The sequence below is a fragment of the Streptomyces rapamycinicus NRRL 5491 genome (genome assembly GCF_024298965.1).
In the GTDB taxonomy this organism is placed as follows: Bacteria; Actinomycetota; Actinomycetes; order Streptomycetales; family Streptomycetaceae; genus Streptomyces; species Streptomyces rapamycinicus.
Window position 1 is genome coordinate 9,038,810 of sequence record NZ_CP085193.1, and the last position, 25,676, is coordinate 9,064,485.

At 71.7% G+C, this 25,676-nt stretch carries 23 protein-coding genes and 2 pseudogenes; 13 read left to right on the plus strand and 12 right to left on the minus strand.

The window, feature by feature from the left end:
- The first annotated feature begins 149 nt into the window (after positions 1-149).
- From LIV37_RS38055 to LIV37_RS38065, 3 genes are all read left to right on the plus strand, one after another.
- Positions 150-1,388 carry a glycosyltransferase family 4 protein gene (locus LIV37_RS38055; RefSeq protein WP_020872387.1) on the plus strand — a complete coding sequence of 413 codons (1,239 nt, stop codon included), beginning with the start codon at positions 150-152 and terminating at the stop codon, positions 1,386-1,388.
- Positions 1,389-1,429: 41 nt separating this feature from the next.
- Complete coding sequence (locus tag LIV37_RS38060) at positions 1,430-2,290, plus strand: hypothetical protein (RefSeq protein ID WP_020872388.1); 861 nt, start codon at positions 1,430-1,432, stop codon at positions 2,288-2,290.
- Between the two features lie 76 nt (positions 2,291-2,366).
- On the plus strand, positions 2,367-3,326 hold the full coding sequence (locus LIV37_RS38065) for a helix-turn-helix transcriptional regulator (protein ID WP_020872389.1): 960 nt from the start codon (positions 2,367-2,369) through the stop codon (positions 3,324-3,326).
- On the opposite strand, the gene ctaD is transcribed toward LIV37_RS38065, so the two are convergent.
- The 9 genes from ctaD to gvpO all read right to left on the minus strand — a co-directional run bounded on the left by ctaD (position 3,295) and on the right by gvpO (position 8,587).
- Positions 3,295-5,004 carry an aa3-type cytochrome oxidase subunit I gene (gene ctaD / locus LIV37_RS38070; protein WP_020872390.1) on the minus strand — a complete coding sequence of 570 codons (1,710 nt, stop codon included), beginning with the start codon at positions 5,002-5,004 and terminating at the stop codon, positions 3,295-3,297. The two genes, LIV37_RS38065 and ctaD, sit on opposite strands and share 32 nt — an antisense overlap.
- A 78-nt stretch (positions 5,005-5,082) precedes the next feature.
- Complete coding sequence (locus LIV37_RS38075; protein WP_243146253.1) at positions 5,083-5,313, minus strand: gas vesicle protein K; 231 nt, start codon at positions 5,311-5,313, stop codon at positions 5,083-5,085.
- Positions 5,314-5,357: 44 nt separating this feature from the next.
- Positions 5,358-5,558, minus strand: coding sequence for a gas vesicle protein (locus LIV37_RS38080; protein WP_014059691.1), 201 nt, complete (start codon positions 5,556-5,558; stop codon positions 5,358-5,360).
- On the minus strand, positions 5,555-6,472 hold the full coding sequence (locus LIV37_RS38085; protein ID WP_020872392.1) for a GvpL/GvpF family gas vesicle protein: 918 nt from the start codon (positions 6,470-6,472) through the stop codon (positions 5,555-5,557). Before LIV37_RS38085 ends, LIV37_RS38080 begins: the two co-directional genes overlap by 4 nt.
- Entirely contained in the window at positions 6,469-6,783 is a 315-nt protein-coding gene (locus LIV37_RS38090; protein WP_121825029.1) for a gas vesicle protein, read from the minus strand. Before LIV37_RS38090 ends, LIV37_RS38085 begins: the two co-directional genes overlap by 4 nt.
- 80 nt (positions 6,784-6,863) lie before the next feature.
- Positions 6,864-7,052 (minus strand): gas vesicle protein GvpG, encoded by a 189-nt coding sequence (locus tag LIV37_RS38095; RefSeq protein ID WP_420834371.1) that lies wholly within the window; start codon positions 7,050-7,052, stop codon positions 6,864-6,866.
- A 17-nt stretch (positions 7,053-7,069) separates the two neighbouring features.
- Positions 7,070-7,789: a GvpL/GvpF family gas vesicle protein gene (locus tag LIV37_RS38100; protein ID WP_020872395.1), complete on the minus strand. Its 720-nt coding sequence runs from the start codon at positions 7,787-7,789 to the stop codon at positions 7,070-7,072.
- Positions 7,786-8,235 carry a gas vesicle structural protein GvpA gene (locus LIV37_RS38105; protein ID WP_020872396.1) on the minus strand — a complete coding sequence of 150 codons (450 nt, stop codon included), beginning with the start codon at positions 8,233-8,235 and terminating at the stop codon, positions 7,786-7,788. Before LIV37_RS38105 ends, LIV37_RS38100 begins: the two co-directional genes overlap by 4 nt.
- A 49-nt stretch (positions 8,236-8,284) precedes the next feature.
- Positions 8,285-8,587, minus strand: coding sequence for a gas vesicle protein GvpO (gvpO, locus tag LIV37_RS38110; protein ID WP_020872397.1), 303 nt, complete (start codon positions 8,585-8,587; stop codon positions 8,285-8,287).
- Between the two features lie 394 nt (positions 8,588-8,981).
- Here gvpO and LIV37_RS38115 point away from each other — a divergent pair, with 394 nt between their 5' ends.
- Complete coding sequence (locus LIV37_RS38115; protein ID WP_020872398.1) at positions 8,982-9,197, plus strand: hypothetical protein; 216 nt, start codon at positions 8,982-8,984, stop codon at positions 9,195-9,197.
- Positions 9,198-9,419: 222 nt separating this feature from the next.
- Here LIV37_RS38115 and LIV37_RS38120 read toward each other — a convergent pair whose 3' ends face one another.
- Both LIV37_RS38120 and LIV37_RS38125 read right to left on the minus strand, forming a co-directional pair.
- Entirely contained in the window at positions 9,420-10,454 is a 1,035-nt protein-coding gene (locus LIV37_RS38120; RefSeq protein ID WP_121824032.1) for a phosphatase PAP2 family protein, read from the minus strand.
- A gap of 321 nt (positions 10,455-10,775) precedes the next feature.
- Entirely contained in the window at positions 10,776-12,062 is a 1,287-nt protein-coding gene (locus LIV37_RS38125) for a membrane protein (RefSeq protein ID WP_020872400.1), read from the minus strand.
- Positions 12,063-12,524: 462 nt separating this feature from the next.
- On the opposite strand from LIV37_RS38125, the gene LIV37_RS38130 reads away from it, so the two are divergent.
- Positions 12,525-14,267, plus strand: a complete 1,743-nt coding sequence (locus LIV37_RS38130) for an MFS transporter (protein ID WP_020872401.1) — start codon at positions 12,525-12,527, stop codon at positions 14,265-14,267.
- A gap of 341 nt (positions 14,268-14,608) precedes the next feature.
- The gene (locus LIV37_RS38135; RefSeq protein WP_020872402.1) at positions 14,609-15,796 is read left to right on the plus strand and encodes an acyl-CoA dehydrogenase family protein; all 1,188 of its coding nucleotides are present in this window, start codon (positions 14,609-14,611) and stop codon (positions 15,794-15,796) included.
- Between the two features lie 30 nt (positions 15,797-15,826).
- Here the strand turns inward: LIV37_RS38135 and LIV37_RS38140 are convergent, their stop codons facing one another.
- Complete coding sequence (locus LIV37_RS38140; protein WP_020872403.1) at positions 15,827-16,258, minus strand: cell division protein SepF; 432 nt, start codon at positions 16,256-16,258, stop codon at positions 15,827-15,829.
- Between the two features lie 233 nt (positions 16,259-16,491).
- Between LIV37_RS38140 and LIV37_RS38145 the strand changes: the two genes are divergently transcribed.
- The 7 genes and pseudogenes from LIV37_RS38145 to LIV37_RS38175 all read left to right on the plus strand — a co-directional run.
- Positions 16,492-17,709, plus strand: coding sequence for a DUF5685 family protein (locus LIV37_RS38145; protein WP_121825028.1), 1,218 nt, complete (start codon positions 16,492-16,494; stop codon positions 17,707-17,709).
- 975 nt (positions 17,710-18,684) lie between these two features.
- The gene (locus LIV37_RS38150) at positions 18,685-20,673 is read left to right on the plus strand and encodes an FAD/NAD(P)-binding protein (protein ID WP_020872406.1); all 1,989 of its coding nucleotides are present in this window, start codon (positions 18,685-18,687) and stop codon (positions 20,671-20,673) included.
- Positions 20,674-20,878: 205 nt separating this feature from the next.
- The gene (locus LIV37_RS38155; RefSeq protein ID WP_020872407.1) at positions 20,879-21,769 is read left to right on the plus strand and encodes an amino acid ABC transporter permease; all 891 of its coding nucleotides are present in this window, start codon (positions 20,879-20,881) and stop codon (positions 21,767-21,769) included.
- A 5-nt stretch (positions 21,770-21,774) separates the two neighbouring features.
- Positions 21,775-22,527 (plus strand): amino acid ABC transporter ATP-binding protein, encoded by a 753-nt coding sequence (locus tag LIV37_RS38160; RefSeq protein ID WP_167525827.1) that lies wholly within the window; start codon positions 21,775-21,777, stop codon positions 22,525-22,527.
- Between the two features lie 125 nt (positions 22,528-22,652).
- Positions 22,653-23,615 carry an ABC transporter substrate-binding protein gene (locus LIV37_RS38165; protein WP_020872409.1) on the plus strand — a complete coding sequence of 321 codons (963 nt, stop codon included), beginning with the start codon at positions 22,653-22,655 and terminating at the stop codon, positions 23,613-23,615.
- Between the two features lie 37 nt (positions 23,616-23,652).
- Positions 23,653-24,312: pseudogene (locus tag LIV37_RS38170) on the plus strand (LLM class flavin-dependent oxidoreductase); the annotation flags it as partial.
- Positions 24,313-24,725: 413 nt separating this feature from the next.
- A pseudogene (locus LIV37_RS38175) lies at positions 24,726-25,668 on the plus strand (LLM class flavin-dependent oxidoreductase); the annotation flags it as partial.
- Positions 25,669-25,676: the final 8 nt, after the last annotated feature.

The window sequence follows — 25,676 nt, forward strand, 5'->3', positions numbered from 1 at the left end:
GAAAAGTTCCCCCGACTCCCTACCGATTTCACATCTGTTGGGGCACAAGAAGGTGATGAAACCCAACCCTGTGCCACTTTTCCCGGTCTTACATCGTGGTAGGCGGACGACACACCCGTCCGCGGGGAAGCAGTGGGATACGGGGCCGGATGCACATCTCTTTCCTTATTCACAACGCGTACGGGATCGGCGGGACGATCCGGACCACGTACAACCTCGCCCGCACCCTGGGGGAGCAGCACGATGTGGAGATCGTGTCGGTCTTCCGCCACCGCGACCAGCCGATCTTCGACCCCGGTTCGCAGGTGCGGCTCAGCCATCTCGTGGACCTCCGGAAGAACAGCCCGACCTACGACGGCGGCGACCCTGACCACAGTCGCCCGGCGCAGGTCTTCCCCGCGATCGAGGGCCGCTCCAGGCAGTACAGCGCCCTCACCGACCGCCGTATCGCGGATCATCTGCGCTCGCTCGAGGCCGATATCGTTGTCGGAACCCGGCCCGGGCTCAATGTCCACATCGCCCGGGAGGCCCGCCGCGGTCCGGTACGGGTCGGCCAGGAGCATCTGACGCTCAGCACCCACTCCAACGGACTGAAGCGGGCCCTGCGTGCCGTCTACCCCCGGCTGGACGCGGTGACCACCGTGACCGAGGCGGACGCCCGGACCTACCGCGGTCAGATGCGGCTGCCCGGCGTGCGGGTCGAGGCGGTCCCCAACAGCGTGCCCGCGCCCGGTCTCGACCCCGCCGACGGCACCGGCAAGTGGGTGGTCGCGGCCGGCCGACTGGCCCCGGTGAAACGCTACGACCTGCTGATCCACGCCTTCGCGAAGGTCAGCGAGGCACGCCCCGACTGGCGGCTGCGGATCTACGGCGGCGGCGCCCAGCACGCCAAGCTGCGCGCCCTCATCGACAAGCTCGGCCTCTACAACAACGTCTTCCTGATGGGCCCGGCCAATCCGCTCGACCCCGAGTGGGCCAAGGGCTCCATAGCCGCCGTCACCTCCAGCCTGGAGTCGTTCGGCATGACCATCGTGGAGGCCATGCGCTGCGGCCTTCCCGTGGTCTCCACCGACTGCCCGCACGGGCCCGCCGAGATCATCGACAACGGTGTGGACGGCCGTCTCGTGCCCACCGGTGACACCGACGCCATCGCCGCCGCGCTGCTCGACCTCATCAACAACGACGAGCTGCGCCAGCAGATGGGGCAGGCCGCGTTGAAGGACTCGGCCCGCTTCGACCCCTCGCGGGTGGCCGGGCGCTACGAGACGCTGTTCTCCGAGCTGATCGGCCGCAGCGGCCTGCGGGGTTCCCTGCACCGCGCCCGTGGCTCCCTGATCGGCGGCGCGTTCGCCGCCAAGGACTCCCTGCGGAAGGTGCGTGTCGCATGAGTGCACCAGCACAGGCAACGCAGCACGTCGAGGAGGACAGAATGAGTGAGGCCGCCGAGGCCGCCCCCGCCCGCGCCGACTGCGTGGCGGACTCCGCCGGTGGGCTCACCTTCCACATCGCCGACTGGGCCCGCCCGGCCCCGGGCGGCCACGACGACTGGAGCGGTGCGCTGGTGCTGGTCCGCCGGGGCGGGAGGGACGCCCCCGACGGGGAGGTGCGGCTGCCGCTCGGCCCCACCGCGGACGGCGGGCTGCAGGCCGCCCTGCCCAGCACCGTCGCCCTGCCCGAGGGCCGCTGGGACGTCCATGTGGCGTACCGGGACGCCGAGCCGCGGCGGCTCGCCCCCGGCCTGAACGATCTGCGCTCGCTCGTGGACCGCCGTCCTGGGCCGAGCACCTCCCCGCTGTCCGTCCGCATCCCGTACGCCACCAAGCACGGCAACCTCTCCCTGCGCAGCTGGCGGCGGGCACCCCACGCCGAGGCCGGGGAGATCCGGCTGGAGGACGACACGGTGGCGGTGCGGGGGCGGCTCTACCGTGTCGCGTACCCGTCCGAGTGGCTGGCCGACGCGGTGGTCGAGGCCCGCTGCCGCGGGGGCGAGGCCCCGGTGCGCACGGCACCGCTGGAGGTGGAGGGCCCGGACTTCTCCTTCACGCTCTCCTACGCCGAACTCGCGCGGACCTGGGGCGGCGGCGCGGACGTCTGGGACCTGTGGCTGCGCCCGGCGGACCAGACCATGGCCCCGGCGCGGCTCGCCCGGATCCTGGACGATGTCGCGGACAAGAAGGAGATCTTCACCTATCCGCCGCGTACGGTGGCCGGCCGGCACGGGGAGGCACTGGCCCGGCCGTACTACACCCGGGACAACGATCTCGCGCTGCGGATCGAGGCGCCCGCCTGAGCACGGGATCCTGAGAGCGGACCGAGGACAGCCTTGAGGACGAAGGCTGTCCTCGATCGGTGACAGACTCGGCCGCATGCTGGAGACCTCGGCCCGACTGCTCCGCCTGCTCTCCCTGCTGCAGGCCCACCGCGAATGGTCCGGCGCGGACCTCGCCGACCGGCTCGGGGTCACCCCGCGCACCGTGCGCCGCGATGTCGACCGGCTGCGCGAGCTCGGCTACCCGGTGCACTCCGCGCCGGGCACCGGCGGTGGTTACCAGCTGGGCGCGGGCGCCCAGCTGCCGCCGCTGCTGCTGGACGACGAGGAGGCGGTGGCGGTCGCGGTGCGGCTGCGCCAGGCGACCGGCGGCGGGGTCGAGGGCATCGAGGAGACCTCGGTGCGGGCCCTGGCCAAGCTGGAGCAGGTGCTGCCGGACCGGCTGCGCCGCCGGGTGGGCGCGCTGACCGCCTTCACGGTGCCGCTGTCCGGCCGGAGCGGCGGCCCCGGGGTGGACCCCGGGGTGCTGACCGAGCTGGCCGCCGCCTGCCGGGACTGCCATCAGCTGCGCTTCGAGTACCGTGACCACGGCGGTGCGGTCAGCCGCCGCACGGCCGAACCGCACCGGCTGGTCGCCGCGCAGCGCCGCTGGTACCTGGTCGCCTGGGACGTGGAACGGGCCGACTGGCGTACGTACCGGGTCGACCGGATCACCCCGACCCCGCCGCACGGCCCCCGCTTCACCCCGCGCCGGCCGCCCGCCGACGACATCGCCGCCTATGTGGCACGGGGCATCACCACCTCCGTCTACGCCCAGCGGGCCACCGTGCTGCTGCGGGTGCCCGCCGAGCGGGCGGCCGAGCGTTTCACGCCCACGGTGGGGGTGCTGGAGGCCGTGGACGAGCACAGCTGTCTGCTGCACACCGGCGCCCACAGCCTCGATGCGCTGGTGATTCATATCGCGCTGAGCGGCTTCGACTTCGAGGTGCGCGGGCCGGTGGAGCTGAACGACCACATCCGGGAGCTCAGGAACCGGTTGGACCGGGCCCTGGGCTGACCGGGCCCCGCGGCTTCGGCCGCCGGTCCTTCTCCCGCGTCGGGCTCGCCACCTCGGGATGGTTCAGATCGAAGGCCGGCGATTCGGAGCGGACCCGGGGGAGCGTGGTGAAGTTGTGCCGGGGCGGGGGACAGGAGGTCGCCCACTCCAGGGAGCGGCCGTACCCCCAGGGGTCGTCGACCTCCACCTTCCTTCCGTACTTGGCCGTCTTCCATACGTTGTAGAGGAACGGCAGGGTCGACATGCCCAGCAGGAAGGAGCCGATCGTGGAGATGGTGTTGAGCGCGGTGAAGCCGTCGGCCGCCAGATAGTCGGCGTAGCGGCGCGGCATCCCCTCCACGCCCAGCCAGTGCTGCACCAGGAAGGTGGTGTGGAAGCCGGTGAACAGCGTCCAGAAGTGGATCTTGGCCAGCCGCTCGTCCAGCAGCTTTCCGGTGAACTTGGGCCACCAGAAGTAGAACCCCGCGAACATCGCGAAGACGACCGTCCCGAAGACCACGTAGTGGAAGTGGCCCACGACGAAGTAGCTGTCCGTGACATGGAAGTCCAGCGGCGGTGAGGCCAGGATGACGCCGGTGAGCCCTCCGAAGAGGAAGCTCACCAGGAACCCGACGGCCCACAGCATCGGTGCCTCCAGGGACACCGAGCCGCCCAGCATGGTGCCGATCCAGTTGAAGAACTTCACCCCGGTCGGCACCGCGATCAGAAACGACATCAGGGAGAAGAAGGGCAGCAGAACCGATCCGGTGGCGAACATGTGGTGGGCCCAGACGACCATCGACAGCCCGGTGATGGCCATGGTCGCGCCGATCAGCGTCACATAGCCGAAGATCGGCTTCCGCGAGAAGACCGGGATGATCTCGCTGATGATGCCGAAGAACGGCAGCGCGATGATGTAGACCTCGGGATGGCCGAAGAACCAGAAGAGGTGCTGCCACAGCAGCGGCCCGCCGTACCGGGCGTCGAAGACCACCGCCCCGAACCGCCGGTCCGCCTCCAGCGCCAGCAGCGCCGCCGCCAGCACCGGGAACGCCATCAGGATCATGATCGAGGTGAAGAGGGTGTTCCAGGTGAAGATCGGCATCCGGAACATCGTCATGCCCGGCGCGCGCATCGCCATGATGGTGGTCAGGAAGTTCACCGCGCCCAGGATCGTCCCGAACCCCGCCAGCGCCAGCCCCATGATCCACATGTCGGCGCCGATACCGGGGGAGCGGATCGGGCTGTTGAGCGGGGCATAGGCGGTCCAGCCGAAGTCCGCGGTGCCCGTCGGCACCAGCAGACCGGCCACCACGATCAGCCCGCCGAACAGATACAGCCAGTACGACAGCATGTTGAGGCGTGGGAAGGCCACATCGGGCGCGCCGATCTGCAGCGGCATGATCTCGTTGGCGAACCCCGCGAACGCCGGGGTCGCGAACAGCAGCAGCATGATCGTGCCATGCAGGGTGAACGCCTGGTTGAACTCCTCCTGCGAGACGATCTGGAGGCCCGGACGGGCCAGTTCGGCGCGCATCACCAGCGCCAGCACACCGCCGACCAGGAAGAAGCCGAACGACGAGATCAGATACAGATGCCCGATCTTCTTGTGGTCGGTGGTGGTGAGCCAGTCCACCAGCACGCTGCCCTGCCGCGTCTCCCGTACCGGACCGGCGGTCCGCGCGGTCTCTGTCGCCATCGGGACTCCTCCGTGTCCTGGGCGGGTATCGCCATGATCACCCGGTGGGCGGCGTGATCCGGGGAGCTGCCCCGAGCGTCACTCCCTCGGGGACAGGAGCGGACCGAGTGGCCCAAGGTCCAGATTGAGATCGGAGGGCGCGATGCCGTAGCGGTCGCAGAGCGTGACCATCCGGTCCTCCAGGAGCATCAGCGTCAGCCCGATCCGCTCCTCCTGGTCCTCCGTCAGATCGCCCTGGTCCACCCGGCGCAGCGCCTGCCGCTCCATGAGCTGGCGCAGCAGCTCCACGACGGTGAGCACCAGCTTCATCAGATCGCGCTCGACGGTGTCCTGGTCCAGCTCCACCTTGCGGCTCACGGTTCCTCCCAGGGGGACGGCACATTGGCGTTGACCGAGCTGATGAGCGCGCGCAGGTCGATGCGGACCAGATCGACGTCGGCGATCCGCAGGGTCAGGTCACCGGTGATCACCACGCCGCCCGCCAGCAGCCGGTCCAACACGTCCACCAGGGCGATCTGCTGATGGGCCAGGGGGCCCTCGGGGGCCATCGTCATCCGTCCGCCCCCGCGCTCTCGGTCTCCCCTTCCGCACCGGAGGTCTCGTCGATGGCGGTGGAGGTCTCGTCCACGGAGGTGGAGGTCTCGTCCATGGCGGCGAAGGAGTACGGCGCCCAGGGGCCGGTCAGCTCCACCCGCAGCGCGGGGGTCCGCCCGGCCAGCTCACCGACCCGCTCGGCGAAGTCGGCGCTGTCCGCGCGCCGCACCAGATACGCGGCGTTCAGCACATTGCGGTCGGAGATCCCCGACAGCCGGGGGTCCTGCGGCGGATGCAGCCGGGACTGCTCGGCCAGCCCGCTGAGGGTGTCGTGCACCAGCCGCGCGCCCTCCTCCGTATCGCCCCAGCGTCGCTCGGCGGCCTGCCGCTGGGCCTTGCGGCGGCGCAGATAGTCGCGGCCGGACATGGCGCCCGGGGAGTTCGGGGCGCTCGGGGAGTTCGGGGCGTCCGCGGCGTTCGCGGTCCCGGCGGGCGGCTTCTCGGCGACGGGCTGGGTGGCATACGCCTTGACGCCCCATTCGACCCGGCCCTCCAGCCGGTCAAGCGCCGAGACGAACCGTTCCCGCCCGGTGGCGAGCATTCGCCGCAGCCCCTCGTCGCCGTGGCACACGGTGGCCAGCCGGACCGGTATGACACAGGACTCGGCACCGGCGGTGTCGACCACCCGCTGGTGGGCCCGGGCCATCTTCTCCAGCCAGGCCATGTCCTCCAGCCGCTCCCGCAGCGAGCCCTCGTCGTAGTCCTCGGCCGGTACGGCGCCCGCCAGCACGGCGAGCCCCAGATGGCGTACCGCGTACACCGATTCGTCCGCGACGCCGGTCACCCCCTCCAGGGCGGTGAGGGCGTCCAGGGCGGCCTCCGGCGCACCGGTGTCGCGCACGACCGCGTAGGCGTACCGCAGTCCTTCGGTCATTCGGTGGCCTCCCGGCTCTCCCCGCTGGTCACCTCGGCGTCCTCGCGGCCGTCCCGGCGGGTGACCTCGGCCTTCTCGCCGCCGTCCACCCCGGTCCTGGCGCGTGACGAGAGCGACGGGTCGTGCTCCCACCAGTCGATGCCCATCTCCTTCGCCTTGTCGACCGAGGCCACGATCAGCCGCAGCTTGATCGTGAGAAGTTCGATGTCGAGCAGATTGATGCGGATATCGCCCGCGATCACCACGCCCTTGTCGAGCACCCGCTCCAGGATGTCGGCGAGGTTCGCCCCGCCCTCACCCCGTCCGGCCAGGCCGTACGACCCCGAGGAGCCGAGCGACGACGCCGGTGAGCCGTAGGCGCCGGCCGTCGGGGCCACACCGCCCCGGGTGGTCACAGAGTCCCGTTCGCCCACTGGCGCGCCTCCTCCAACCGGTCGAGCAGCACGTCCTCCTGCCGCTCGAACTCTCGTTCGTCGATCGCGCCCTGGTCGAGCTGGGTCTCCAGCTCGGCCAGGGCGCGCTGGATGTTGGCCGGGTCGTAGTACTCCCGCTCCGCGGCGGCGACGACCTGCCTCAGCACCCAGCCGATCATCAGCATCAGGACTCGACGAAGCTGTACGGCGGCAGCGGACCGTTGATCCGCAGCTTCAGCCAGGGGTGGGCCCGCTCCAGTTCGGCGGCCGCCGACAGCAGTGGATCGGCGGCGTCCTTGCCGAGCAGCAGCGACAGGCTCACGAACCAGCCGCCGCTCTCCGGGCCCGGCCGCACCTCTTCGGCGGTCGGTGCCAGCGCCTCCTCCACGAGCTTGGCGTCCCGCACCTCACGGGCCCGTACCGCGCCCGCCATCAGCTCGCCGAAGCGCACCCGGTCCTCGTAGGTGCCGCCGCCCGCCGCCCGGTTGGCCTCCGCCATCATCCGCAGCTCCGGCTCCTCGGCGAGCACCTGGTGGAGCACCGAGTCCTCGTCGTGCACGGCCTTGACGTTGTACTCCACCCGGTCGGTCAGCCGATTCAGCTGGTCCTGGTAGCGGTCGGCGTGCTCGGCCAGCACGCTGCGGACGTCGTCGTCGCTGGAGGACACGCTGCCGAAGCGCATCGGCAGTACCGCGCGGGAGTCGCTGACCTCGGCCAGCACATGCTGGTGGGCCAGCAGATCGCGGCGGCGGGGCTTGAGCTCGGGCGGGCAGTCGCTGACGATCGCGGCCAGCTCGCCCTCGTTCAGCGCCCGGACCGGCAGCGGGGGGTCGCCGATGCCCAGCAGCCGATCGCCCAGGTCCGGGACCTCGCCCCGCGCGATGCCGTAGACATAGGTGGTCATGAGGACTCCTCGGACTTCCGTGGCGCCGCCTTACGGGCCGGACGGCGCCGGCGTGGCTCCTCCTCTTCCTCCTCCGACGGGCGGATCGCGTCGGCCACGGACTGGGCGGCCTTGGAGACGGTGTCGCCGGCGCCGGAGAGGGCGCCCTTGGTCTTGGACCGCGCGCCGTTCTCGGTGATGCCCTCGACGACCTCGGGCAGCCCGGGGGACTTGCTCGGGCCCGACTCCAGGTCGAGACGGTTGCACGCCTCGGCGAACCGCAGATAGGTGTCGACACTCGCGACCACGATCCGAATGTCGATCTTGAGGATTTCGATGCCGACCAGGGAGACTCGGATGAACGCGTCGATCACCAGCCCTCGGTCGAGTATGAGTTCCAGGACGTCGTACAGGCCGCTGGTGCCGCCCCCGCCCCTGGATTGCTGTGCCGGGACAACAGTGGTCATGTCGGGTGTGTTCCTCTCGTTTCCGGTGGCGTCCGGTCCCCCGCCGGTGTCAGCGGCGGTCGCTCCGGCCGCGCTCGTAGCGGCGCAGGCGTCGGTAGCCGGTCAGCAGGCCGTCCGGGTCGAGGGTCACCTCGTAGAGGGCCATCAGGCTCATCGTCTCCGGCACCCGGGCCAGCTCTGTCACCTCGGCCTCCAGCAGCCACCCGTCGTCGGTCCGCTCCAGACGGGGGAGGGACTCGGGGTGCAGGCCCGTCAGCTCGACGAGCTGCTCACGGGCGGCACGCAGGAGTGCCAGCGGACTCGGGTCGCCGGCCGCCGTCTTCTCGGGGGTCTCATCGGATCTGTCAGTCATGTTGGCTCCGGGGCGGCGGGTACCGCGTCCGGGTGGGGGTAAACCTCGGGCTTCGGCCCCCGGCGATTTGTGGTGGAATTGTGCGCTCCGGAGGGGTCCGGGCCGTGCTTTTCCGGTCGCCGCGGGAATTGTTCGACAGATCTCGCCCGCACACCGCCGCCCATACCGGAGCCGGCCGTTTGGCGCGGGATATCGACGGAAACTCGCAATCATCTTCGAGGCGTCAACACAAGCCCCGGAAGAGTGATGAAGTCGTTCACAAACCCGGGCGTGTTTTCTGTGACACAAGTGTGACGAATGGCGGCCGTGAGAGGCATGCGGCGGTGGTAGTCCCGTGGCGGTTCAAGACAACTCTGGGTTTGCCCCCCGTAGGGAGCCACCTACGGTGGCTCTCATGGGACCTGTACCGAACCTTCCGGGCGAACCCGATGACGACCTCGACAGCTATGTGGGCCTCGACGCCGGCACCGCCGAGGAGCGGGCGCGAGCACGCGGCTGGAGCACCGTACGGACGCTTCCGCCGGGCGCGATCATCACCATGGAGTATCTGCGGGGGCGGATCGACTTCGAGGTGGCCGACGGCACGGTGAAGCGCTGCTGGCGCGGCTGACCGGGCGCGGCTGACGGGCCGCCGCCCGCCGAGGGGCCGGCTCGGCGCCCGTACGCGCCGATACGCGTCGATGGGCCGGTGAGCGGATGTGCCGGTGCGCCCGGCGCGGATACGACCACGGCCCCGGAACGCTCTCGGGGGAGCGTTCCGGGGCCGTGGTGTGGGTCTGACCGGTCGGCGCGCGGGAGGAGGTGCGTACCGCCCCGCGGCCCGGTGGCCGGCTCAGCCTCCGGTGGCCGTCCGGCCCCGGGAGGCGCCGGACGGGCCGAAGGGCGCCGTGGCGCGCGGCACCCGGTCGGCGTGCGGCGGCCGGCGGCTGCCGACCGGGGTGACCGGAGTGCGTTCGGAGCGCATCGTGTGCTGGCGGACCGGGTGGAGGGGCCGCCCGTCGGGGCTCCGGCCGGTGGCGGTGCCGGGCCGGACCACGGCCACGGTCTCGCGGGTGGGCAGCTCGTCGTCGCGGGCGGTGCGCGGGGTGGCCAGCGGAGTCCCGGCGACCGGCCGCCCGGACGGCACCGGCACGGGCGCCCGGCGCTCGCGCAACCGGCGCCACAGGGTCAGCAGCAGCACCTCGGCGCGGGCCATGGCGGGCTCCAGCCAGGGCAGCGCCAGCAGCACCAGCACCCCGGCCGCCCAGCCCAGCACCACATCGCTCAGCCAGTGGGTGCCGAGGTAGACGGTGGTCATGCCGACCCCGAAGGCGAAGCCCGCGGCGATCAGCGAGGCGACCCTGCGGGCCACCGGGGTGGTCGCCAGGTAGGCCAGAATGCCCCAGGTGACCACGGCGTTCGCGGTATGACCCGAAGGAAATATATCGCCGGTGCCCCACATCTCGTTGGACCCCACGGTGGTCGCGTAGTGCGGACCGAGCCGGCCGAAGCCGATCTTCACCGCGCCCACGGTGGCGTTCAGCAGCAGCAGGGAGGTGCCCAGCGCCAGCAGCGGGCGCAGGGTGCGCTGCCGGTAGCAGCACCACCCCAGCCAGGCGGCGACGGCCACGGCGGTGGGCCCGCGCTGGCCCATGACCACGAAGTAGTCCAGGAAGGTGTGGAACTCGGGCCACTGCTTGTAGGGCCGGAAGAGCATGACCTGCCAGTCGAGCTTCACCAGCCATGAGGTGGTGAGCACGCCGATCACGGTCGCCGCGTAGACCGCCAGCGTGGTCCCGAGCAGCCAGAAGCGTGTTCGGGTCATGCGCGGTCGCGCGAGATCGGGCCTTCGCTCCTCGGTCGCGGGGAGCTTGTCTTCGGTACGCACCTAATCGACGTTACATTGCGTGACAGGTGGGTTCAGTCGATCAGGTCGCTTTGTGATGACGATGTGATGTGGAGTACGTCTCGTCCACGGCTTTTGGCCGCGCCCTTTCCAAGGAATGCGTGAGGCCCCGGGACTTTTCTGCTCCCCACCTTCCAATGGGCGTGTCTCAGGGACTTTATGGAATTCTTACAGGGCGTGTTTATCGCCTATTAGCCATAGCGTTCCCCGAAGTTTCCCTCGGTGTCGCCGGGTGGCCTGGAGTGATCGTCCGCGGGGCTCCACCCGGCCGGTCGGGGTGGCCGGATCGCGGCGGTGGCCGGATCAGGGCGGCCCGGAGCCATGCAGCCAGAAGGCCCCGTACACCGCCGAGGCGAGCCCCACAGACCCCAGGACCAGCGCGGTGCGCACCGGGCGCAGCCGGGCCAGGGCGACCGCGACCGGCAGCAGCAGCGGGAAGGCCGGTATCAGCAGCCGGGGCTTGGAGCCGAAGTACCCCTTCGCGGCCAGCGCCAGGGCGAGCACCGCCCCGCCGTAGGCCAGCAGCGGCAGCGGCTGGCGCTGCCGCACACAGCGGACCGCGAGCCAGATCAGCGCCCCGACGCCGAGCAGCAGCCCGAGCCCGCCCACGAAGGGCGGCTCGATCAGCAGCCCCCCGATGAAGCCCGCGAAGGCCAGACCGCCGTCGAAGCCGTTGCCCCAGCCGTTCTGCACGTCGAAGTAGCCGGTGACGCTCCCGGTGCGGAGGGCGACCCACACCACATAGCCCAGCCAGCCCAGCGGCGCGAGCACGACGCCCGCGAGAAGCCGGAGAAAGGGCGCGAAGCGCTTCCGTTGGGGGTGGTGGTGGGCGACGGGTCTGAGAAAGGGCGCGAAGCGCTTCCGTTGAGGGTGGTGGTGGGCGACGGGTGGGCCGCTGCGCCACGCCTGGCGCCGGCGCTCGTGCGGCAGCAGTTCCACGGCGGCCGCCACCCAGACCGCGGCGACCACCGCGGCCCCCACCGGCCGGGTGAGCCCCGCCAGCGCCGCGCACAGCCCCGCCCACAGCCACTGCCGGGTGAGCGCCGCGTAGACCCCCCAGGCGGCCAGCGCCGTGAAGAGGGACTCCGAATACGCCATCGACTGCACGATGCCGACCGGCAGCACACCCCACAGCACGGCCAGCGTGACGCCCACCCGCCGTCCGTACAGCAGGTCGCCGATCGCGAAGATCCCCCAGGCGGCGAACAGGGACGTGACCGAGCTCACCAGCAGACCGGCGTCGGCCACGGCCAGCGGGGTTATGGCCGATATCACTCGCTCCAGCGCCGGGAGCAGGGGGAAGAACGCCAGGTTGGAGTGGACCGCGCCGTCGGGCAGATGGAGTGTGTAGCCGTACCCCTCCGCGGCGATGCGGGTGTACCACAGCGAGTCCCAGCGCGCGGAGAGCAACTGGTGCGGGCTCTTGTCCGCGAAGGCTCCCCAGATCGCGAGAACCACAAGCCCGAGCAGGCGCGTCCCCGCATATGCGAGCAGTGCTGGGGCGGCCCGGCGCAGCGCGCGGCCAGCGGCGCGGCCCGGTCGGCCGTCGTCGCTGAGCGGCGCGGTGCCGGCCTGGGCGAGATCAGTCACGGCGACGATTATCGAGGATGATCCGGGCCGCTCGCGGAGCCTGTGGACAACACTCCGCGGAGGGCCGCGGGGGCTGTGGACAACTACGTCGCGGGAACCGCGGCCGACCGCGGGCGACAGAGACCGGCAGCGGTTGACCGCGGCTGACCGCGACCGGGAGCGGACGACAACGCAGGACGAACGGAAGACGGCCGCCAGTGGGACGCCGGTGGGACGCCGGGAGGACGCAGGAGGGACGGCAGAGAGACAGGGGGACAAAAGGGGAAGTCTGGAACGTACGCCTCCGTAACCATCCGCGGGCAGGTCCCAACATGACCTGCGGCACACGCCCCGCGCGGGGACTCGCGTACCCTGACCTCTCACTCGCGCCTTCGCCACCGGGGTCACCCGGCCGTCCCTACGACGTGACGTACCGCCGTCACGACGGCGGACCGCGAGCGCAAGACCCAGGGAGGTGCGTACATGTCCGGGACGACCACGGCCGGCAATCGGCGGACGGCGGGCGTTCCCCGGCAATGGCGCGGCACCGAGGCGAGCGGCGGGTCGAACCGCTGGGTCGTGCTCCTCGTGCTCTGCGTCAGTCTGCTGCTCGTCGCCGTGGACGCGACCGTGCTCCATGTCGCGGTCCCGGCGGTGACCGAGGATCTGCGCCCCGGCGGGATCGAGCTGCTGTGGATCGTGGACGTCTACCCACTGGTCTGCGCCTCGCTGCTGATCCTCTTCGGCACCCTCGGCGACCGCGTCGGCAGACGACGCGTCCTGCTGCTCGGCTACGGGCTCTTCGGCGCCGCCTCCGCGATCGCCGCCTTCGCCCCCAACCCCCAGATCCTCATCGTGGCCCGCGCCCTGCTGGGCGTCGGCGGCGCGATGATCATGCCTGCCACCCTGTCGATACTGCGCCAGGTCTTCCCGGACCGCCGTGAGCGGGCGCTGGCGATAGGCATCTGGAGCGCGGTCGCCGCCGTCGGCGCGGCCGTCGGCCCGCTGCTCGGCGGCTTCCTGGTGGAGAACTTCTGGTGGGGCTCGGTCTTCCTGGTCAACCTGCCCCTGATGATCGTGGCGCTCCCCGTCGGCCGCTGGCTGCTGCCGGAGTCCACCGGTGACAAGAACGGCCCCTGGGACGTGCTGGGCGCGCTCATGGCCGCCTGCGGGCTGTTCTGCGTCGTCCTCGGCGTCAAGCGGGTGGGCAGCGGCGCGGGGCCGCTGGACGCCGTGACCGCCGCCCCGGTGCTGGTCGGGGCGGTGTTGCTGGTGCTCTTCGTACGCCGCCAGCGCCGCCGTACGCATCCGCTGGTGGACCTCAAGCTGTTCGCCCGGCCCGCCTTTTCGATCTCCGTCGGCTGTATCGTGCTCGCCCTGCTGGCGCTCGTCGGCCTGGAGCTCATAGCCGCCCAGTACCTCCAGCTCGTGCTCGGGCTCACCCCGCTCGAGACCGGTCTGCGGCTGCTGCCACTCACCTTCGCCGCCATGGCCGCCGGGCTCGTGGGGTCCCGGATGCTCCAGTGGCTCGGCCCGCGGGCCATGGTCGCGGTCGGCTTCGCGCTCACCGCCCTCGCCGTGCTCTCGCTCACCGCCATGGGCCAGTCCGACCGGCCCGCCGTGCTCGTCGGCGGCTTCATCGTCCTGGGCTTCGGCCTGGAGACCACGCTCTTCAGCGCGTACGAGTCCATGCTCAACGAGGCGTCGTCCGGTTCCTCGGGCGGCGCGGCCGCCATCGGCGAGACCTCCTACCAGCTCGGCGCCGGGATAGGCATCGCCCTCCTCGGCAGCGTCATGAACGCCGCCTACAAGCCCGGCGTCTCCTCGGTGCCCGGCGTCCCCGCCTCCGCCAGCTCCGACGCGAGTCAGTCGCTGGGCGCCGCGTACAAGGTCTCCGACCGGCTCGGCGGCCACGCCGGGGAGGCCCTGCGCTCGGCCTCCCGCGCCGCCTTCGTCCACGGTCTGCACGTCACGCTGGCGGTCAGCGCCGGTCTGCTGACGCTCGGCGCGCTGGCCGCGCTGCGGCTGCCCAAGGTCATGGAGTGCGCCGCCGACGACGAGGAGTCCGCCCAGGGCCCGGCGGATCAGCAGGGGCCGGCGGATCAGCAGGGGCCGGCGGATCAGCAGGCCCCCGCGGATCAGCAGGGGCCGGACGGCACGAACGCCACGAATGCCACGAACGCGCCGGCCCGCCTCGACCGTGCCACCGTCGCCGCCGAGTCCTGACCGACGACCCGGACCGGACCGGACCGGTTTGGGCTGGGCTGGGGCCTACGGGGTGTCCGCCGGTTCTCGGTTCTTTCCCCTACCCGCCCCTTCCCACAACTGGGGCTCCGCCCCAGACCCCGGGATCCAGGGGCATGGCCCCTGCCGTGGGGCGGGGCCCTCCCGCCGGGCGGGGTCCCTGCCGTATGAGGCCCGGCCTCGTCCTGCCCGAGTGCTGCCCGGCCCCTGATGACCCGGCGTGAGCAGGTCTGGACGCCAGGGGTTACCCGGTCGTAGCGTCGGAGCGGCCGGGCTGATCATCCCGGCGTACCCGGAACCGCACTCACCGGAGGCCGCCACCCATGTCCGCTGGCACCCTGCCGTCGTTCGATCCGCGTGACCCGCTGGGGCTCGACGATCTCCTCGACCCCGAGGACCTCGCGGTCCGCGACACCATGCGGCAGTGGGCCGCCGACCGCGTACTGCCGTACGTCGCCGACTGGTACGAGCGCGGCGAGGTGCCCGGCATCCGCGAGCTGGCCCGGGAACTCGGCTCCCTCGGCGCGCTCGGGATGTCCCTCACCGGCTACGGCTGCGCGGGTGCGAGCCCGATCCAGTACGGCCTGGCCTGTCTGGAGCTGGAGGCGGCCGACTCCGGGATCCGCTCCCTGATGTCGGTGCAGGGCTCCCTGTCCATGTACGCCATCCACCGCTTCGGCTCCGAGGAGCAGAAGGAGCGGTGGCTGCCCCGGATGGCCGCCGGTGAGGTCATCGGCTGCTTCGGGCTGACCGAGCCCGACCACGGCTCCGACCCGGCCGGGATGCGCACCTACGCCAAGCGGGACGGCTCGGACTGGGTGCTCACCGGCCGCAAGATGTGGATCACCAATGGCTCGGTGGCCGGGGTCGCCGTGGTGTGGGCCCGCACCGACGAGGGCATCCGCGGCTTCGTCGTCCCCACCGACGCGCCCGGCTTCTCGGCCCCCGACATCAAGCACAAGTGGTCGCTGCGCGCCTCGGTCACCAGCGAACTGGTCCTGGACGAGGTGCGGCTGCCCGCCGACGCGGTGCTGCCCGAGGTCACCGGCCTGCGCGGGCCGCTGAGCTGTCTGAGCCACGCCCGCTACGGCATCATCTGGGGATCGATGGGCGCGGCCCGCTCCGCGTTCGAGTCGGCGCTGGAGTACGCGCGGGAGCGGGAGCAGTTCGGCCGGCCGATCGGCGGCTTCCAGCTCACCCAGGCCAAGCTGGCCGATATGGCGCTGGAGCTCCACAAGGGGGTGCTGCTCGCCCACCATCTGGGGCGGCGCTTGGAGGCGGGGCGGCTCCGCCCCGAGCAGGTCAGCTTCGGCAAGCTGAACAATGTGCGGGAGGCGATCGAGATCTGCCGTACGGCCCGGACGATTCTGGGCGCCAACGGGATCTCGCTGGAGTATCCGGTGATGCGGCACGCCACGAATCTGGAGTCCGTGCTCACCTATGAGGGCACCGTCGAAATGCACCAACTGGTGCTGGGCAAGGCGCTCACCGGAATCGACGCCTTCCGGTGAGCGGCCCCGGGGCCTGGGCCCTGCTCGGGCCTAGCTCTGGTTGAAAAAGCCCGTGGCGTGGCCGGACTGTCCGCTGACGATCTGGAAGTCGGCCGGGGTGAGGAGGAAGACGCGGTTGGCCACCCGGTCGATCGAACCCCGCAGCCCGAAGATCAGCCCGGCCATGAAATCCACCACGCGCTTGGCGTCGGCGGACTCCATCGTCGTGAGGTTCACGATGACCGGTACGCCCTCCCGGAACAGCTCGCCGATGCCGCGGGCGTCCCGGAATCCGTCCGGGGTGACCGTGGCGATCCGGGTGCCCTGGTCCCGCGCGGTCTCGTCGGCCACCCGCGCGCGCGGGTCGGTCATCCAGGAGCCGCCGGGCTCGGACCCCTCGGCGTAGTCGTCGTCGTAGTAGCGCTCGTCATCGCTGTCGTCGACGAGGCCAAGCCAGGCACTTGCCTTGCGTACCGATCCCATGGACGCCTCCTCTCCCTGATGGTGTGTACTGTCCGCCCCTCTATGGTCGTCCATGATGCGGATGGTCTGCCACGTGGATTGCGGCCGCACAGGGGATTCGTGACGTTACTGGTGCACAACGGCTGGCGCCATATCAGAGTTCCACCTGCTTACGAAGGCTGACGGAGCGGTGGGTAGACTCCGCCGCTGCCGGACGGGTGACGTCGGGGACGTACGGGTGAACGGGGATCGTGGTGTTTGGCATTATCCGGCCTTGTCGGCATCGGCTGTCGGAAAACCTGCGCACTGAGTGGATGGCGCATTTGTGCGGGCTGTGCCTCGCGTTGAGGGGTGACCACGGGCAGTTCGCCCGCATCGCCACCAACTACGACGGCCTGGTGATATCGGTGCTGGTGGAGGCCCAGGCCGGGGGGTCGGAGGGCTGGCGGCGGACCGCCGGGCCCTGTCCGCTGCGCGGGATGCGGACGGCGTCGGTCGCCCAGGGCGAGGGGGCGCGCCTCGCCGCCACCGTCTCGCTGGTGCTGGCCTCGGCGAAGGTACGCGACCATGTGGCGGACGGCGACGGGGCGTTGGCCCGGCGGCCGGTCGCCGCGGCCGCCCGCCGGGTGGCCGGGCGGTGGGACCGGGCCGGGGAGCGCAGCGGCGCCGCGCTCGGCTTCGACACCGCGCTGCTGCTCGACGCGGTCGGCCGGCAGGAGGAACTGGAGTCCCTCGCGGGCCCCGGCACCCCCCTGCTGACCGTCACCGAGCCCACCGAGACCGCGACCGCCGCGGCCTTCGGGCACACCGCGGTCCTGGCCGGGCGGCCCGGCAACCGGGCCCCGCTGGAGGAGGCGGGCCGGCTCTTCGGGCGGCTGGCGCATCTGCTGGACGCGGTGGAGGACCTGGCCGAGGACGCCGAGACCGGCGCCTGGAACCCGATCGCGGCCACCGGGACCGACCTCGCCGAGGTCCGCAGGCTGTGCGACGACGCGGTGCACGGGGTGCGGCTGGCGCTCAAGGACACCGAATTCGCGGGCAAGGGGTCCGGGCGGCTCGCCCACGTACTGCTGGTCCATGAACTGGGGCGCGCGGTCGACCGCGCCTTCGGCACCACCGGCTGTGCGCACACCGGAGGCCAGGGCGCGGGCGCTCCGGGCGCCCCGGAGTCCTCCTTCGGGCCGCCGCAGTCGCCGTGGATCAACCCGGGCGGCCCCGGCGGCGCGCCCCCGGAGCCGCCGCACGGCCGTCGGCGGGGACTGATGGCGGGCTGCCTGGTGTGGACCGGGCTCTGCTGCACTTGCCAGGTGTGCTGCCGCGACCCGTACCACGACCCGTGGTCCGGGCAGCCGCGCGAGGGTCTGTGCCATAAGTGCGGTGACTGCTGCGACTGTTGTGACTGCTGCAGCAACTGTAGCGACTGCTGTAGCTGCGACTGCTGTGATGGTTGTGACTGCGGCTGCGACTGCTAGGGGGTTTCCGGCGGCGCGTGACGCCTGCGGCGGGCTGTTCCCCTACCCGCCCCTTCCCGCAACTGGGGCTCTGCCCCAGCCCCCGGGGTGCGGGAAGGGGCGGGGGGTGGGGGAGTCTCCCGTGCCGCGGGCGGGGGCGGGTCGGGTGGCGTCCGACGGATTGTGGCGCCTGCGGCGGGCTGTTCCCCTACCCGCCCCTTCCCGTAACCGGGGCTCCGCCCCGGACCCCGGGCCGGGCGGCCGCGGTGTGCGCGGGCGCCCGCTCGGTCATCGGCTGCGTCGGCGTCCCGATGACGATCAGTCCGCCGGTGCGGGTGTCGACGGCGGTGACGGTCGGCTCGTGCGCCTGTGGCGGGCTGTTCCCCCTCCCCGGCCCTTTCCCGTAACCGGGGCTCCGCCCCGGACCCCGGGCCGGGCGGCCGCGGTGTGCGCGGGCGTCCGCCCGGTTATCGGCCCCGGGGTGCAGGGGCGGAGCCCTTGGTTGTGGGAAGGGGCGGGGAGGGGAACAGCATCGATATGCGGCTTCGCCGTGTGGTCCGCCAGCCGGGAGGCGGACGGACTGAGGGGAGGGCGGAGCACTGACGTGTGTGGGAAGGCCGGAGGCGCGTGACGACGCGGATGTGCTGCGGCCGCACCGGGGAGGGGATCCGGCGGGCGCGGGCGAAGCCTCGAAGCGCTGGGGAAGGGAGTCCCCCTACGGCAGCGGAGGCGGGCGGTCAGCCCGAACAGGACGACGACCACACCCGACCGAAGTCGATGTGGTCGCGCGTGACCAGTCGCTGCCTTGAGTCCATGGGGCAAGTGGAGCAGCCTTCCGCTTCCTCGTCAACCGCGGTGAGACGCGCTGCTCACAGTTCGGACAGTCTTGACAGCGCACCCTGGGGTCGTCTTAATCTCGGGCTCATGCCGGGCTGAGGGGCTCGGCGTGTGTGAAGGCCATGCGTGTGTTCACTTCAGAACTCACGGAGCCTCCGCATGTCCGCGAACCCGGACCATCCCGCGCATCCGGACCACCCCTTCCGATCACCCGCCACGGTCGTCATCGTCGGCGCGGGCCCGCGTACCACCGGCCTGATCGAGCGCATCGCCGCCAACGCCCCCGAGCTGTACGGCGACGGCGCCCCGTTCGAGCTGCACCTGGTCGATCCGCATCCGCCCGGCGGCGGCCGCATCTGGCGCCCCGACCAGTCCCCGCTGCTCTGGATGAACTCCATGGCCGAGGACGTCACCATGTTCACCGACGAGTCGGTGGAGCGCGAAGGCCCGATACGTCCCGGCCCCTCTCTCGCCGAATGGGCCCGTGAGGTCCGTGAGGCGGGTGGGGTCGGTGGGGTCCGTGGAGCGGCGCCGCCGCACGCCCTGCCGCCCGAACTCGCCGCCGAAGCCGCCGCCCTGACCGGGCGGAGCTTCGCCACCAGACGGCTCCAGAGCGCCTATCTGCGCTGGGTGTACGAGCGCTCGGTGGCCGATCTGCCGCCCGGCACCATCGTGCATGAGCACCGGGACCGGGCCGTACGCGTCACCGGGCCGCGTGACGGACGGCAGCAGGTGTGGCTGGAGGGGCGTACCGCGCCGCTCACCGCCGACGCCGTGGTCCTCGCCCTCGGCCACCTCGACGCCGAACCCGACGCCGAGCAGCAGGCCCTCACCGCGTTCGCCGCCGAGCACCAACTGGTCCACCTCCCGCCGGAGTTCACCGCCGACAGCGATGTGAGCGCGCTGCGCCCCGGCGAGCCGGTGATCGTACGCGGCCTCGGCCTCGCCTTCGTCGATCTGATGGTGCTGCTCACCGAGGGGCGCGGCGGACGTTATGAGCGCGGTCCGGACGGCGAGTTGGTCTACCGGCCCTCCGGCCGCGAGCCCGTGCTGTACGCCGGTTCGCGGCGCGGTGTGCCGTACCACGCCAAGATCGGCTACTCGCTGAGCGGTGAGCGGCCCCCGGTGCCGCGCTTCTTCGGCCCCGCCGAGGTCGATGCGTTGCTCTCCCGCCCCGGGCGGCCGGACTTCCGGCGCGACGTCTGGCCGCTGATCGCCAAGGAGCTGGGGTTCGCCCACTACCACCGGCTGTTCACCGCCCATCCGGAGCGCGTGGCCGGGGAGTGGTCCGCGTTCGAGGAGAAGTACGCCGCCTGCCCGCCCGGCGGCCCCGACCTGGACGTCCTGGTCGCCTCGGCCGTCCCCGACCCGGCCGACCGGCTCGACCTCGACGACCTGGACGTCCTGGTCGCCGCGGCCGTCCCCGACCCGGCCGACCGGCTCGACCTCGACACCCTCGACCGCCCCCTGGCCGGGCTGCGGTTCGGCGACCACGAGGCCCTGCAGCAGGCGCTGCGCGGCCATATCGAGGCCGACCTCGCCCGCCGCCACGACCCCGCGCACAGCCCCGACCTGGCCGTCTTCCTCGCCCTGCTCTCCGTCTACGGCCAGCTGATCCGGCTCGGCGACATCGGCGGCTGGTGGCACGGCTTCTTCAGCTTCCTCGCCTCCGGCCCGCCGGGGCCGCGGCTCGAGCAGTTGCTCGCGCTCTCCCGCGCCGGAGTGGTCCGCTTCCTCGGCGCCGAGACGACCGTGACCGCCGATCCGGTGCGCGGGGTGTTCCGGGCGAGCTCCGCCAGTGTGCCCGGACACGCGGTCGAGGCCCGTGCGCTGGTCGAGGCCCGGCTGCCGGAGCCGAGCGTGGATCGCTCCCGCGACACCCTGCTGCGCTCCCTGTACCGCGACGGCGCCGCCGCCACTCCGGCCGGACTGCTCGCCGTCAGCCCCGCCGACGCCCGGGTCCTGGACCGGGCGGGCCGTCCGCATCCGCGCCGCTTCGCGCTCGGCCCGCACACCGACGCCCGCGCCTCGGGCGCCTTCGCCCGGCCCCGTACCAACGCGCCCGCGTTCCGGCAGAACGACGCCACCGCGCGTGCCCTGCTGCGCTGTCTGCGCGAGCTGTCCTGTCGCGCCACGGTCAACGCCTGAGCCTCACCGTCTGAGCCCTCACGGCCTGTGGCTTACGGCTTGAGCCGCACGGCCTGTGGCTTACGGCTTGAGGCTCATCGCCTGAGCCTCACGGCCTGAGCTTCACCGCCTGAGCCCCACCGCCCAGTGCCCCCGGACCTCCCGGAACCCATCCCCGGAATCCGTCCCCCGCACAACCCTCAGTTCTCCCTCCGAAGGACCCTCCATGTCCCTGACCTCCGATCCACCCGTCGGCAAGGCCGCCGCAAGCGGCGCCGAACGCGAGGACTACTCCGCCCTCAAGGTCGTCCCGGTACGCCACCCCTGGCGCTGGGCCGCCGTCGTCGTCACCGCCGTCCTGGTGGCCCAGTTCGCCCACGGCCTGGTCACCAACGCCGGCTGGGAGTGGGACGTCTTCGCCGAGTTCTTCACCACCCGGACCATCCTCAAGGCGGTCTGGATCACCATCCAGCTCACCTTCTACGGCACCGCGCTCGGCTTCGCCCTCGGCATCGTCCTCGCCTTCATGCGGCTGTCCCAGAGCCCCTTCCTGAAGTCGGTCGCCTTCACCTACATCTGGGCGTTCCGCTCCATCCCGCTCATCGTCCAGCTGCTGTTCTGGTTCAACCTCACCTATCTCTACAAGCGGCTCGACTTCGGCATCCCCTTCGGCCCCGGCTTCTTCTCCTTCGACACCGCGGGTCTGGTCGGGGCGATGAGCGCGGCGGTGCTCGGACTCGCGCTCCACCAGGCGGCTTATGCGGCGGAGATCGTGCGCGGCGGCGTCCTCGCCGTGGACGGCGGACAGCTGGAGGCGGCGGCCGCGCTCGGCATCCCGCGGCTGCGGCAGCTGCGCCGGATCGTGCTCCCGCAGGCGATGCGGTCGATCCTGCCGAACGCCGCCAACGAGGTGATCTCGCTCTTCAAGGGCACCTCGATCGTCTCCGTCATGGCGATCGGCGAGCTCTTCTACCAGGTGCAGGTCATCTATGGGCGCAACGGCCGGGTCGTCCCGCTGCTGATGGTCGCGACCGTCTGGTACATCATCCTGACCACCGTGCTCTCGATCGCGCAGTACTACGTCGAGCGCCACTTCTCGCGGGGAGCCACCCGATGACCGCCATGGTCGACATCCGCTCCGTCCACAAGAGCTTCGGGTCGCTCCAGGTACTGCGCGGCATCGATCTGGAGGTGCGCTCCGGGGAGGTGGCCGTCGTCCTCGGCCCCTCCGGCTCCGGCAAGTCCACCCTGCTGCGTGCCATCAACCACCTGGAGAAGGTGGACAGCGGCTGGATCAGCGTCGGCGGCTCGCTGGTCGGCTACCGCCGCCAGGGCGACCGCCTCTACGAGCTGCGCGAGCGCGAGATCCTCAGGCAGCGCACCCGGATCGGCTTCGTCTTCCAGAACTTCAATCTCTTCCCGCATCTGACGGTGCTGGAGAACATCGTCGAGGCGCCGATATCGGCGTTGCGCCGCCCCAGGAAGGAGGCGGTGCGCGCCGCCGAGGCGCTGCTCGACCGGGTCGGTCTGGCCGACAAGGCGGCCGCGTACCCCCGGCAGCTCTCCGGCGGTCAGCAGCAGCGGGTGGCGATCGCCCGTGCCCTCGCCCTGGAACCCGAGCTGCTGCTCTTCGACGAGCCGACCTCCGCCCTCGACCCCGAACTGGTCGGCGAGGTCCTCGACGTCATCAAGGACCTGGCCCACCAGGGCACCACGATGATCGTCGTCACCCATGAGATCGGCTTCGCGCGGGAGGTCGCCGACACCGTCGTCTTCATGGACGGCGGCCGGATCGTCGAGCGGGGCACGCCCGCCGAGGTGCTCGACGCCCCGCGCCATGAGCGCACCAAGGCGTTCCTCTCCAAGGTCCTCTGAGGCCGCCGATGTCCACGAGATCGCCGATGTTCCCGAGATCGCCGATGTCCGCCAGGTCACCGATGTCCACCAGACCACAGGTCTCCACCAGACCACCGCTGTTCACCTACGCAAGGAGCACCCCCGTGAAGACCCGCCGCACCCTCGTCACCGCCGTCGCCGCGCTCACCGCCACCGCCCTGCTCGGCGGCTGCGGCGATGGCGATGCCCAGGAGACGGTGGGCTCCAAGGGGTCGAAGAACGCCATCAACATCAGCCCGGACCAGCACCGCGTCAGAGGGAAGAAGGTCGACTCGATCGCGGCGAAGGTCCCGGCCGCGATCCGGGAGCGCGGCACCCTGCGCATCGGTGGCAGCGCCGACGCCTCCGCCCCGCTCGGCTTCTACGCGACCGACGACAAGACCCGGATCGGCTCCGAGCTCGACATCGCCACGCTGGTGGCCGACACCCTCGGGCTCAAGGTCGACTTCCAGCCGGTCTCCTGGGAGAACCTCTTCGTCGGCCTGGACAGCTCCAAGTTCGACGGCGTGTTCTCCAATGTGACGGTCACCGAGGAGCGCAAGGAGAAGTACGACTTCGCCACCTACCGGCTGGACGATCTCGCCTTCGAGGCCAAGAAGGGCACCTCCTGGCGGGTCAAGGGGCCGAAGGACGTGGCGGGCAAGACCGTCTCGGTCGCCTCCGGCACCAACCAGGAGAAGATCCTGGTCGACTGGAGCAAGCAGAACGAGAAGGCGGGCCGCGAGCCCGTGGACATCAAGTACTTCCAGAAGGACACCGACTACTACCTCGCCCTCCAGTCCTCCCGTATCGACGCCTACTTCGGCCCCAACCCCACCTCCGCCTACCACGTCGCCTCGGCCGGCCAGACCCAGATCATCGGCCGGTTCTCGGGCGGTGGCGACCAGGTGCAGGGCAAGATCGCGGCCACCACCAAGAAGGGCAGCGGGCTGGTCGACGCCTATGCCGCGGCCCTGGACCACGTGATCCAGGACGGTTCGTACGCCAAGGTCCTGAAGCGGTGGGGGCTCTCCAGCGAGGCGGTGAAGAAGTCCGAGATCAACCCGCCCGGGCTGCCCAAGCCGTGACCAGCTGACCCCCGGAAGAACGAGGAAGGCCCCGACCATGGCCGTACCGACCGGCACCCTGCACCTGGCCGCCGCCATCGACGGCAACGGGCAGTACCAGGCGCCGTACTACGTGGAGCTCGCCCGGCTCGCCGAGGACGGCGTGCTCGACTTCATCACCCTGGACGACAGCTTCGGCCCGCCGGGGCCGGGCCGGGGCAGGCTCGACGCGCTCGCCGTCCTCGCGCGTGTCGCGCCCGCCACCGGGCGGATAGGCCTGGTGCCGACGGTCACCACCACCCACACCGAGCCGTCCCATGTCTCTTCGTCCGTGGCCACCTTGGACCGGGTGAGCCGCGGCCGGGCGGGCTGGCGGATCGAGGTGTCGACGACGGACGCGGAGGCGCGGCTGGTGGGCCGCCGCCCCGCCGCCCCCGCCCGGGGAGCTGTGGGCCGAGGCGGGGGAGGTGGCCGATGTGGTGGCCCGGCTGTGGGACAGCTGGGAGGACGACGCCGAGATCCGCGACACCGCCACCGGCCGCTTCGTCGACCGCGACAAGCCGCACTACGTGGACTTCGAGGGCGCCCACTTCACGGTGCGCGGCCCGGCCATCGTGCCCCGGCCCCCGCAGGGCCACCCGGTGGTGGCCGTCGCCACCACCGACCGGTGACCTGGCAGACCGCGGCCCGACACGCCGATGTGGCGTACATCCGCGCCCGGGAACTCCCCGGCCACGGGCGGCGCGCCGGTCCCGCTGACCGACACGCCCGGCGGTCCCCCGCTGTACCGCGGGGGACCGGTGGAGCTCGCGGGACTTGGGCGGCGACACGCATCCTGTGCGTGGTCCGAGCCCGGGAGGCCAGTTTCCCTGTGCGACCTGGCCATGTAGGTACGGCCAGGGGCGACGGGGAGGCCCCGAACCATCCTCTGGCGGAGCGGGGGCCCGCACACTGGCGCCGTACCGGCGTCCCAGATCGCACGATCAGCTAACCCGCCTGGCCCACGGTGCCGCCAGCCCACGAGCCGACCACCACACGATCGAGCTAGCCCGGCCTCGTGCTCAGTCTCCCGTGCGCACAACGGCCGGATCCACGACCTCGACGTGGTCGGCAGGCCCGAGTCGATCAGGCGGGGGCCGCGCCGCCTGGAACGTGGTGACCTCCTCGGACGCCTTCACCGGCGAGAACTTCCGGCGCGGCGGCTTCCTGGACCGGGCCGACCGCTACACCCGGGCCGCCGAGTTCGTCGCCGCCGCCCGTGAGCTGTGGGACTCATGGACGCCGGACGGCACGCCGCGCCCGTTCGCCCGCACCGGCCGGCACTTCACCATCGACGGTGAGTTCGGCGTGCCGCGCCCGCCGCAGGGCCATCCGGTGGTGATCCAGGCCGGGGACTGCGACGAGGGCCGGGAGTTCGCCGCCTCCACCGCCGACGTCATCTTCACCCGGCACGGCTCGCTGGAGGCCGGGCGCGCCTTCTACGCCGACGTCAAGCGGCGGCTCGCGCGGTACGGACGCGCTCCCGGGGAGCTGAAGATCATGCCCGGGGTGACCCTGGCGCTCGGCGACACCCCGGCCGATGCCCGGGAGAAGGCCGCCGAGATCCGGCGGCAGCAGGTGTCACCGCAGACCGCGATCCTCACCCTGGAGCAGGTCTGGGGTGTGGACCTGTCCGGCTACGATCCGGACGGGCCACTTCCGGACATCGCCCCCGACCCCGGATCCCAGCTGGTCCAGGGCCGGGTGCGGCACGGCGATCCGCCGGCCGTGGCCGCCAAGTGGCGGGCGCTGTCGGAGGAGAAAGGGCTGTCCATCCGGCAGACCGTCATCGAGGCGACCGGGCGTCAGTCGTTCATCGGCACCCCGGAGGCGGTCGCGGCGGAGATGGCGGAATCGTCGCCGCCGACGCCGCCGACGGCTTCATCCTCGTACCCCATCTGACCCCCGGCGGGCTCGATGACTCGTGGACCGGGTGGTGCCGCTGCTCCAGGAACGCGGGGTGTTCCGCACCGCGTACAGCGGTCCGACACTCCGCGACCACCTGGGACTTACCGATCCGGGGGAGCGGGGCTGAGCGGCCGC